Annotated in this window: 1 protein-coding gene; it reads right to left on the bottom strand. The window is 42.0% G+C overall.

Going from position 1 to position 376, the window contains the following annotated elements:
* A partial coding sequence (locus tag OM074_RS21300; RefSeq protein ID WP_301202727.1) for a hypothetical protein occupies positions 1 to 376 on the bottom strand: 376 nt, incomplete at both ends.

The raw sequence follows: 376 nt of genomic DNA, 5'->3' as shown, positions 1-376 counted from the left end.
GTATATGTTCCTGCACTAATGGCGTCATAATCCTTAACATTGGAATTTGAGGTGCCATCATCAGCCACACTTAACAAACGGTTACTTTGATTGTTATTTTCGTAGGTGTAAGTCAGCTCGTCAACCTTGATTCCCCTGAAATATCGGTTTAGTTTTTTAATGTTTCCGTTGGCGTCGTAATCCGGAACTGACATGGAATATTTGCCCGTTCCACTTTCCAGTGTCAAGCCTTCACCGTAATGGGCATCAGTTAAACGGTTTAAACCATCATAACCAAAACCATATCCGCGGGTTGGAACATCATCACCTTCGGTTTTCCATAACATGGCAGATATATTACCGTTGTATTGAGGAGTGGTGTTGCTCAGATTATCGG

It is taken from the genome of Plebeiibacterium marinum, from assembly GCF_026013615.1.
Classification (GTDB): Bacteria; Bacteroidota; Bacteroidia; order Bacteroidales; family Marinilabiliaceae; genus Saccharicrinis; species Saccharicrinis marinus_A.
Note: the sequence above shows the minus strand (reverse complement) of the source record. Positions and strands in the feature narration are given on the sequence as shown.